We start from the raw sequence: 9,486 nt of genomic DNA on the forward strand, positions 1-9,486 counted from the left end.
GCGGTCGCCGGAGTCGACGACGTCGAACACGTCCTTCCACGTCCGCTTCCACCCTTGTGGGCGGAGCGTGCCCCGCACGAACGACTCGGTGGCCCATCCGGCGGGGAAACCGTATTGGGCGATGAATCCGGTGTGCTGTCGCGGTTGGGGTAGACCTCGAAGACCTCGCCGTCGAGCCTGTAGTCCTCGCAGGCCTCCCAGGGGCGAGGAGTCTCGTGGACACCCACGCCGGGACATCGAGTGCTTCAACGGCTTTCAGCAGCAACGTCCAGTCCACCGAGCCGAAGAACCTCGCGATATCGAGGTCGACCACCCAATGGCGCTGCCAGCACCGGTCCCGGCCAACCCGAACCGCGTCATGCGCGCTCCGGCCCGGCCGGAACCCGAACGAATCCTCGGCAAACATCGGCTCGCAGACCGCTTCCAGCCGCTTCGCGGCCACCGTCTGCGCCACCCGATCTGCGACCGTCGGCACCCCCAGCACCCGGACGCCACCGTCCGGTTTGGGGATCTCGACCTGTCGGACCGGGGCAGGGTGATACGAACCCGACGCCATCCGGTTCCAGACCCGATACAGGTTGTCCTGCAACCGGTCAGCGAACTCCGACAGCTCGACCGCGTCAACCCCGGCCGCGCCCTTGTTGCTCAGCACCTGTTCCCACGCCATCCACACCTCGGACTTCGAGACATCGAACAGCTTGGACTGCTTCACTTCTGACTGTGACCCGCTCACGAGACTCCTCCCAGCACTGGTTGATCCAGCAGCGAGTCGCGCACCGCCCGGCCCCTTCGCTCCACCCCCACCGCGCCAAGCCGGGGCTTCACCGCTACTACGAGCCGGTCCGCCAGCCTGCCCCACAGGGCAGGACCTTCCCACGTTCCCTGCAGCCGCAGCAGATCGCGTTCACGCCCTCTATACGCCGGATGCCACCTGGCCAGTAAACGGGTTCACGCCAGACTCGTCCCAGGACCTATTTCACGCCCCGGTTTCGACATCACCTCATGATTAACGACGCTTCCTGCAAGGCACCCCGGCCGCAGCCGGGACAACGCAACGTCTCCGCGATCCCCACCTGACGACTCAACGGCCGCCTTTTCCGATGTCGCTCACCACGGTCGCGTCACCGCTCCCGCAGCACATCGTGGTTTGAAGCCTCCCCCCGCAGGGCGGCTCCGGAGGGCCTACCCCCATCAGCTGCACAGCAACAAGTCAGCTGTCTACAACAACAACCTCCTTGGTCGTGGCACACGAAACAAGCTCATGGATCGAGCCGTTCTCGGGGCTGCGGCCTCGCCTGTTCGCTCGTTTCGTGCGGCCAGAAAATGTCCACATGGAACTCTCACCGGCCGATCGGGCTGCCGTCGATCAGGCAATCGCCGCCACCGAAGAAACCATCGATGCCTACATCGACCTCGCCAAGGGTTTCGACCTCGTGGAGCGGTCGCGGCTGAGCCGCCTTGCCCTGTACGTTCGCTTATTGAAGCCCGCGCGGTCGACTTCATCTGGTGCACGACCGGTCGGACCGGGCCGACCGCCTCAACGAGTTCTGGGAGCTTCCCGGTTCGACCCCGACCTGGACTCGCTGCTCGTCACGGGTGCGATCGGGATCGGCTTGCCCATCAAGGCGCTCTCCAGACCCGCGCACTGAGGAGCCGCCAGTTCGTCCGTGCAGGCACCTCACCCGTGGTAGCGGCCGCCGATGGCGTAGAGGTTCTGCGTGATGCCCCGGCAGGGCTCGATCCGCTTCGCCCGTCGGCTTGACGCGCTACCTGGCTCGAGCGTCGATGCGCAAGGGCAGCTTCTCAGCCGGGACGAGGTCGATGCTCTGCTGGCCCATGAGGCCGCCGGAGTCTGCGTCGACGACCTTGACGGTTCCGTCGCTGGCAAAGCCGAACTTGACCGTTTCGGTGATCTGCTGTGGGAACGTGGCGGCGTGGCTGGCAACGGACCATGCATCGTTGGCCCAGTCATGGTGGCCGTCATGCCAGTCGTCGCTGCCCCAGCAGTAGGCGCAGTCTCCGCTTACCATGTCGACGAGATAGGTGACATGAGCGGTGTACTGAGCAACCTTCCCGAAGATCAGGACGTCGACTGCCTGACCGGGATCGAGTGTGACCTCGACTCCGACGCTAACGCCGAACTTGTAGGAGTACTCCTGTCGCTTGGTGTGCGTCCAGTCGTGCTGGTAGCCGATCGTTGTCGAGACTCCGCCTCCTGTTCCCAGAATCTTGAGTTCGGCATCGAGGGATAGGTCCCACTTGACGGTGTTGGTGTCCGTCCATGAGTTCTCGATGGTGTCGGAGTATTCGGTGGTGGCATCGACGTGATACTTGTTGCCGGGCTTGTTGCTGTCGTTGCGGAGGTGCTCGACGACGGCTATTTGCTTCTCTTGCCCGTCGCCGGGTTCATCGAATACGACATTGACGGGTTTGATCCGGAGTCTTGCTTGGTCCCAACCGTACTTGTCGTACATGTCCCCCGCGTATTGCGATCTGGCAGGGGAATGGAGGTAAGCGGATTCCGGTTCGTAGCCGTCCCGGATTTCCTTGATGGCCTTCTTGAGAGCGCTTTGCGTGAGCCCCAACCGCGATTGGTCCTCATCGGTGATGATGCGTTCTTCACTGCCGGTGGATTCGGAGCCGGTCCTGCCGTCGAGTGTGTTCACTGTAAGCGTGTAGCCAATTGACATCAGTTCTGCTCTCTTTCCTGTGAGGAAGGTGATGCGCAAATTGCAAACGTGGGCGTGATTGTCGGAATCGCGCGGATCGGCATCGGGCCCTGGGCATCCCACGCTAGTGGGCGAACGGCACACTGGCGGCAATATGGCGAGGTGTCAGATTCCGGACTTGGCAATGAAACGGGCTTGGGAAGCGCGTCTCCATGATACGCGGTTTGAAGTCGTTGGGCCGCAGGTGAAGCAGCCGTTCAAAGTGTTTTGTCGTGCGACAAGCAAACAATGCCGGAGCGGTCGCCTGCTGGAGTGATGCTTCACCCAGATCGAGCCGCACCGGTGCCAGGTGCGTGGGCGGATTCGCACTGGCGCTAGTGAGCGAGCGCTGGGCACCGTTCACCGAGGTCTGATCACCGGCGGCACGGTGGGGGCGACGAGCTCGGAATTACCTGTCGCATGTCCGACAATTGTCCGTTTCCGACAGTTCTTGACTCTGGTGCGAACACTAGGAAGAATATTCCTTGATGCAACGTTTCCGCCACCAGCGGTACTCGATTCCGAGCCTGGGAGATACGACGCATGGCCATGACCGGGCAGGGCACCGAAGCAGCAACAGATGAGAAACGCGGGGACTCGTACACCTACCTCGCGGTGGGATCCACCAACACGACGCTCTACACCTTGAACCCGTACCTGGGCCTGGTCGCCAAAGTCGAGAACGCCAAGCCGTACGCGGCCGGGTACGACGCTCTGGCGCTGCGCACCAAAGACGGCAAGCTGTACGCGATGAAACGGCAGTCCGACACGATGCTGACCATCGACGCGGCCACCGGGAAGGTGCTCACCGAAACCGAACTCCACGGGATGCCCGACCGCGGCGGCTCGTCCTACACCAACGGCGACTTCGAACCCGACGGCGACACCTACATCATCGCCTCCGGGCCGAACCAGCCGGCCGTACGCGTCAACGTCGCCACCGACCCGCCCACAGTCACCAATCTGCACCCCGCCGGAGCGGGCGGCTGGTACGACTGGGCGTACCACCCCAAGGACGGGCGGCTCTATGCCGTCGACGGCGACGACGGCTCCCTGATCCATATCGACCCGTCCGCCAACCCGCTCAAAAAGGTGCTGGCCAAGGGGTGCTTCCCCAAATCCGAGTCCGCCAAGACTGGCGAGCGCGGCCTGTACTCGGCGGTCTTCTTCACCACCGCCGGTCACCTGTACGCCGTCGACACCGCCGGGAACGTCAACAAGCTCGACCTGACCGGCTCGACCCAGAGCAAACCGGTCACCGCTGACGACCTGCGAGACGCGAAGTCCAGCCGGGTCGGCGGCGGCAAGCTCAAACTCAACGGTCTCCAGGTGCGGGACTCCGCCGGGCAGGTGCTCCATCAGGAGATCAAGGAGCAGTATGACTGGATCGACGCCAAGATCGCGATCGAGAACGGTCACCCCTACGAGACCGATGATCCGGCACCGGGCTGGGTCTACAACTACAGCGTCACGCTCATCGCACGCCAGACCGACGTTCATCGATGGCGCGTCACCTTCGAGCTGCCGGCCAACTGGCTGATCAGGTCCTGGGGACCGGATGTAGATATCAATTACGGCGAGGGGCGCCAGGCCTACATCGAGCCGAAGGAGGCGGGTCTGATCCCCGCGGGCAAGTCGCAGGACTTCCTCTTCGGGTTGTGGGCTCCCAAGAAGGACCTCCAGCACCTGCAGGCCGTGCGGCTCAGCTGACCGACACCGACGCCGAAGACCGAGGAGGGACACTGCCATAAGGGGCAGTGTCCCCGCACACTCGTCCGGAGGGCCTTGTGAAGTGCGCACTGCCGGGACGCCGAACTGGACCGCTACCCCGGCGGCGCCGGAGAATGCGGGCAGGGGAACCCGGTGGTGGCGCTCCTAGCGGCGCTACCCCACCCCAACAGGCGGAGGTCGCCGTGGCCCGACCTCGCGTGGACACAGACCGCGAACGGTCCGCTGCCATTGACCTGGTTGTGCAGGTAGACGTCGAAGTGGGAGTTGTTCCGGACCGAATTGGCCCGATTCCATGCCGAAGCCGGGAAATGATAGATCGCGCGTTGACGCGGTGTCCAGTCGACTATCTTCTCGCCGCCGAATCCCGGCTCGGCCCACAAGCAGAAGTGGCCCGTTGCGCAGTCATCCCAGCCCTCCACGGGGCCGACCGGCGCCGCGGACGCCGCGGACGATGTTCCGGCGGTGAACCCGGTGGCCATGAGCACGCCTGCGCCAAAGGCTGCCAAAGCGGCTCTGAACGTCTTGGACATCGCTGTCTCCCATCATCGCGGCGGCGCGGCCGCCTCGATGACGGCTCGCCGTGATCGCGCGCGTGCGACACGAAGGACTTTAGGATTGGCGCACGCCTCAGGGCGCGATTCATGGTGGTCACCACCGACGGATATCCGACTCCGCTGCTCCAGCAACCGGCAGCGCAGACCGTGGCCGCCTGCTACCGCAGACAACGTGCGGAAGCCTCCTCCTGGCGCCGCGGTCCCGCTTTGGCATCAATCGCGCCGCATCACGACATTCACGATCTCGGGCATTGCGGGCCATCGGCGTCCACGACCTCGTGGTGCAGTCCGCAACAGGGGTTGCAGCAGGAGCGATTCTCAATGAGATGCCACATGAACACAGCACTCGCGCTGCCGGTACCCGCCTGATACGGTCTCGCCCACTCGATCCCAGAACCGTCGCGAGTCTCGGCCGTGACCGCCGAGCGTGTGCCAGGACAGGCCTGCATGCTCGGCTCGGAGCGCAGCCAGTCCAGCGGCAGCAAGTCCTGCCCGCCGAAAGCGCGGATCCGTGTACGGGTATTCAACCCATCCCAGTCGGCAACGTCGACAGACGCGGTACTGCACAGCGAACACATTGTCATCCCCATGGAGAGCGACTCGTTCTCGCCAACCGACACGTTCGAACGAAGGCACGTCCTCCCACGGGGCATCAGTTCTGGGAGCGGAACGCCAGCGCCGATGCCGTCCGAGTATGCCTCCAGTAAGCCAGTTCAACCGCCTCCGCCACAGGTCCGGGTCAGCTGCGAACGCGACCTCACTTGTCTGCGCGGCGAGAGCGGCAGCTGTCTTTCGATGGTCCGCATCGATTTCCATACCCGTCACCGTACCGGCGTCGATGACGATGTCACGCAAGCGAGCCATGCCCAGAGGCTACGAGCGAGATCGTCTACGTCTTCGGCACCCGGCACGACACCGTCCCGCAGGCCCAAGTCATCCGCGCCCAGTTCCGTGCCGTCGTCCGCGAGGCCGGGATCCCCGGCGAGTGGACGCCGCGGGAGCTGCGCCATACATTCGTGTCGATCATGTCCGACCGCGGCGCACCAATCGAGCTCATCGCCGACCTGGTGGGCCACAAGGACACCACTACCACCTGGACGGTCTACCGGCACCAGCTCAAGCCCGTCATCACCAAAGGCGCGGAGCTGATCGACGAAGCCTTGAGCGGCTGGCCCCCAGACCTAAAGGGACGGAAAGCTGGCTAACAATTGGCTCACTACTTGGCTCACCCCTAGCGGGTGCCAACGGTATGAGGAAGGAAGAATCATGAAAAGGAAGGCCCCGGTTTCCCGAGACCTTCGAATCTGTGCACCTTGCAACGGCTTATCTGAACCCATCGCCCCAGGTCACGACCCTGATGTCGTGGCTTTCCGCGCAGATGCGTCTGCGGCGACCCGCTCGATGCGCACCATGAGCGCCGCCGAAGGCACGACCTTGCCGGTGGCATAGGTCGACAGGCGGGAGACGGAGGTCCCGATACGCGAGGCGAATTCGGCGCGCGTCAGTCCCGAGGCGGCGATGGCCTGCCTGATCTTCCCGGCCACGACTTCACGCTCGGCGCATTCGGCACCTGCTCGGGCGCTCTGCAGCACCCGTTCCATCAGGTTCGCTACGCCGTAGGGGCGGCTGTAGGTCAGGACGTGCTCGACCTGGCGGGCGGTCTTGCCCCAGGGGTCGCGGTCGATGACCTCGATCAGTCGCCGCCAGTCCCGCACCGATCCGCGCTCCAGCGCGGTCTGGACCGCCTCGACCGGCCAGAGCTCCACTGGATCGCCCGGTGAGACGTTCAGGTTTCGGAATCGAAGTGCCATCGCTCATCCCCTTGCGATCTGCTCGGCAAGTTCCGCACAGGCGGCGACCACGTTCGACCAGTCGGTCCACCGCTCGCTCAGGTTCCGGTAGGCGATCAGCTCGGCGGTGACTTCGAAGTCCGCCGGACGCGGCTCGCTGAGCTGCCGGATCAACTGCGAACGGACCCCTTCCTCCTCGCTGCCCTGATCGGCGTAGAACTCGTCGATGCCGCCCAGGACCGCTGCCGCACGCTCGACGCCGTAACGCGCGCTCAAGGCCGCCACGTCGAGATAGTCCCGGGTCTGGTTCCGCCGCACGATCAAGAACGCCTTCACCCGCAAGGTCTCAGCGGGCGTGGGCACCCGAAGCGACCGACCGCTGCCCAACTCGATCTCGGCGGTCTCCAACGGCCGCCGGCGGATCAGTTGCCGCACGCCGGTCTCGATGTCACCGAGACTGCCGAGGATGATCTTGCCCGGGCGCACCCGGTTGGTGACCCACTCCCCCTCGGACTCGAGCGCCTCGAGCACGACTTCGAACCGATCCCGGAGGTCGGCCACCACATGATCGTGATCATATGAGTCCCGGTGCCCGGCATACAGCGCCGCGGCCGAGCCACCCACCAGAACCGCGTCGGGAACCAGTTCCTGGAGCCGCGCAGCCGAGTCCAACACGGCCCGCAGGTCAGGGCTGGCCTCCGCATATGCGTGCTCGGTCTCATCCATGACTCTAGGTTATCACTTCTGATAAATCCGACAACCGCTCAACGATGCGCACCTCGCAGCGAGCTCCACCGCCGCCCCAGGCCACACAACCCCGACTTCAAGCACATGACGACGAGCCGACGAAGGATGGTCCAATCCGGGCGTCGATCACCGAAGAATCCGGCCATAACAAGAACCCGGCAGTCACCTGCCGGGTCCCGATACGAAATCCTGTGCACACCCATCACCCCAGGTCAAAGCCCTGGCTTCGTGGCTTTCTGACGAGGTGCCTCTTCGGCGAATGGCCCAGGCTCGGGAACAGGTCCTCAACTGAGACCTCACCGGGACGATCGGTACACCGGGTTTCTCGCCGAGGAGAGCATGTACACACCCGCATAGGCGGACCCGGGAATGAGCAGCAGCATCCAAATGAGGATAGGGACGACCGAGGCCGGATCACTCTGCGGCAGTGGCTGGAACGGTGCTGGTTCCGCGGCACGGACCGCCACGAGAACGATTCCGATGAGCCACAGGACCAAAGGCACGGCGGCCAAGATCAAGAGCCCGACAGGTGTCCGCTCGACGGCCCTCGTATACCCGTCGAAGTACCGCTTGCGCCGAACGCGAATTCTCTGTACCACCCAACAGCACCCCGCTGCGGCCAGTCCCAAGGGCAAGAGCGGCACCACCGCGAACTCGAGCATCGATTCGGCATCAGACCGCGACTCGGTCAAGACGAACCCTGCCTCCGGATTCGCCGGAGCGAACACCGCCCACAACTCGGCCGCCTCAGGCGTGCGGACCTCATCCCGGGACCCGTAGTCGACCGGCTCGCCCTTGAAGGCGTAGCGCTGGCCGTCCAAGACGGCGTAGCCGTCGAAGAAGACCGTCACGCCGCTCCTGAATGTCTGCCGGTCGGTGATGGTGGTCGCCTCGGCGCGCACGATCTGAGGGTCCGCTTCCACGAACTGGTGCCAGGCTGCACTGTTCCCGACGATGCCGGCCGCGAACGCCGCCGGGGCGCAGAACAACCCGTATGCGACGAGCAGGACTGCCCGCCGGTACCGCATCTGTGCTTTGACCGAGACCGCCACCCGGCCTTGGCCGACAGCTCGGACCCACCACCACGTAAGCAATCCGACCCCGACCACCAGCAACGTACCTGCGGATACTGTCTGATACCGGTAGTCACCCGGGCCGATCGAGAACCAGTAGAGGCCGACTACGCCATGCAGCGCGGCGGCCGAGAGCCACAGGAGGACGAGCTCTCGGGGGTACTTCACATCGTGTCCTCTATTCGGGAACCCGGGGCACTGTCATTCTACTGGGGTCAACGGGAGACATGGTGCCCTCGAGCTTGTTGCAAACGCACAGGAGAGGCCTCAGTTACCCGTTTCCTCAGCAACACGTGCGCCATCAACTTCGAGCCGCTCGGGGAGCACGCGGGTTCCCCCATCCAGCAGATGGGTCCTCAGGGTCTCACCGGCAACGACCTCAAAGCCCTGAGGCCCGGATACCCTGAATAAGAAGCAGACCCGATAGGCGAGCCCCCCAGGTCCGGATAAGAAAATCTGTGCGCGAGGGGGGACTTGAACCCCCACGTCCATTAGTAGGACACTAGCACCTCAAGCCGGACTTACGGCCTTAAATGACCGATTCACGGACCATTTTTCGCAGGTAGATGCCTATTCACCTCGATCATTGTCGGGCTACATTTGGCATCCTAAGGCTTCGTTTTCCGGGTCCAATGGCTGCCTTTTTGGCTACTCCATATCGTCCACAATGCCACATTGCGGTCATACCCTGATTCGAACACACGAGCTTGACGTTTGCCCTCGCTCCCAAACGGGGTGCGCTACATTCGCATACTGGACCGTCGACCTGCAAAGTCGTCCCGTCCGAACCCGGCCGTCGAAAACTTCGGCACGTATTCGGCACGCGAACAGCCGTTGCGCGTGCAGGGCTTGATCAAGTTCCGTGAGGGTCTGGTTGGTTGCT

At 64.0% G+C, this 9,486-nt stretch carries 8 protein-coding genes and 2 pseudogenes; 3 read left to right on the forward strand and 7 right to left on the reverse strand.

Features of this window, described 5'->3' with window-relative positions; translation table 11 throughout:
- Positions 1-167 (reverse strand): annotated as a pseudogene (locus L0U85_RS21525) (saccharopine dehydrogenase); the annotation flags it as partial.
- Positions 168-268: 101 nt separating this feature from the next.
- Positions 269-667 (reverse strand): annotated as a pseudogene (locus L0U85_RS21530) (reverse transcriptase domain-containing protein); the annotation flags it as partial.
- Between the two features lie 664 nt (positions 668-1,331).
- On the opposite strand from L0U85_RS21530, the gene L0U85_RS19910 reads away from it, so the two are divergent.
- A complete protein-coding gene (locus tag L0U85_RS19910) occupies positions 1,332-1,649 on the forward strand; it encodes a hypothetical protein (RefSeq protein ID WP_241379518.1) in 318 nt (105 codons plus the stop codon).
- Positions 1,650-1,766: 117 nt separating this feature from the next.
- Here L0U85_RS19910 and L0U85_RS19915 read toward each other — a convergent pair whose 3' ends face one another.
- On the reverse strand, positions 1,767-2,729 hold the full coding sequence (locus L0U85_RS19915; RefSeq protein ID WP_241379519.1) for a hypothetical protein: 963 nt from the start codon (positions 2,727-2,729) through the stop codon (positions 1,767-1,769).
- 522 nt (positions 2,730-3,251) lie between these two features.
- Here L0U85_RS19915 and L0U85_RS19920 point away from each other — a divergent pair.
- Complete coding sequence (locus L0U85_RS19920; protein ID WP_241379520.1) at positions 3,252-4,418, forward strand: hypothetical protein; 1,167 nt, start codon at positions 3,252-3,254, stop codon at positions 4,416-4,418.
- Between the two features lie 113 nt (positions 4,419-4,531).
- On the opposite strand, the gene L0U85_RS19925 is transcribed toward L0U85_RS19920, so the two are convergent.
- Positions 4,532-4,969: a peptidase inhibitor family I36 protein gene (locus tag L0U85_RS19925; protein WP_241379521.1), complete on the reverse strand. Its 438-nt coding sequence runs from the start codon at positions 4,967-4,969 to the stop codon at positions 4,532-4,534.
- A 908-nt stretch (positions 4,970-5,877) separates the two neighbouring features.
- Between L0U85_RS19925 and L0U85_RS19930 the strand changes: the two genes are divergently transcribed.
- Positions 5,878-6,198, forward strand: coding sequence for a tyrosine-type recombinase/integrase (locus L0U85_RS19930; RefSeq protein WP_347177490.1), 321 nt, complete (start codon positions 5,878-5,880; stop codon positions 6,196-6,198).
- A 141-nt stretch (positions 6,199-6,339) separates the two neighbouring features.
- Here L0U85_RS19930 and L0U85_RS19935 read toward each other — a convergent pair whose 3' ends face one another.
- From L0U85_RS19935 to L0U85_RS19945, 3 genes are all read right to left on the reverse strand, one after another.
- Positions 6,340-6,804, reverse strand: a complete 465-nt coding sequence (locus L0U85_RS19935; RefSeq protein ID WP_241379522.1) for a helix-turn-helix transcriptional regulator — start codon at positions 6,802-6,804, stop codon at positions 6,340-6,342.
- A 3-nt stretch (positions 6,805-6,807) separates the two neighbouring features.
- The gene (locus L0U85_RS19940; RefSeq protein ID WP_241379523.1) at positions 6,808-7,509 is read right to left on the reverse strand and encodes a hypothetical protein; all 702 of its coding nucleotides are present in this window, start codon (positions 7,507-7,509) and stop codon (positions 6,808-6,810) included.
- A 317-nt stretch (positions 7,510-7,826) separates the two neighbouring features.
- Positions 7,827-8,771 (reverse strand): hypothetical protein, encoded by a 945-nt coding sequence (locus L0U85_RS19945; protein WP_241379524.1) that lies wholly within the window; start codon positions 8,769-8,771, stop codon positions 7,827-7,829.
- Positions 8,772-9,486: the final 715 nt, after the last annotated feature.

Origin of the sequence: Glycomyces sp. L485, from assembly GCF_022548875.1 — a bacterium.
In the GTDB taxonomy this organism is placed as follows: domain Bacteria; phylum Actinomycetota; class Actinomycetes; order Mycobacteriales; family Micromonosporaceae; genus Glycomyces.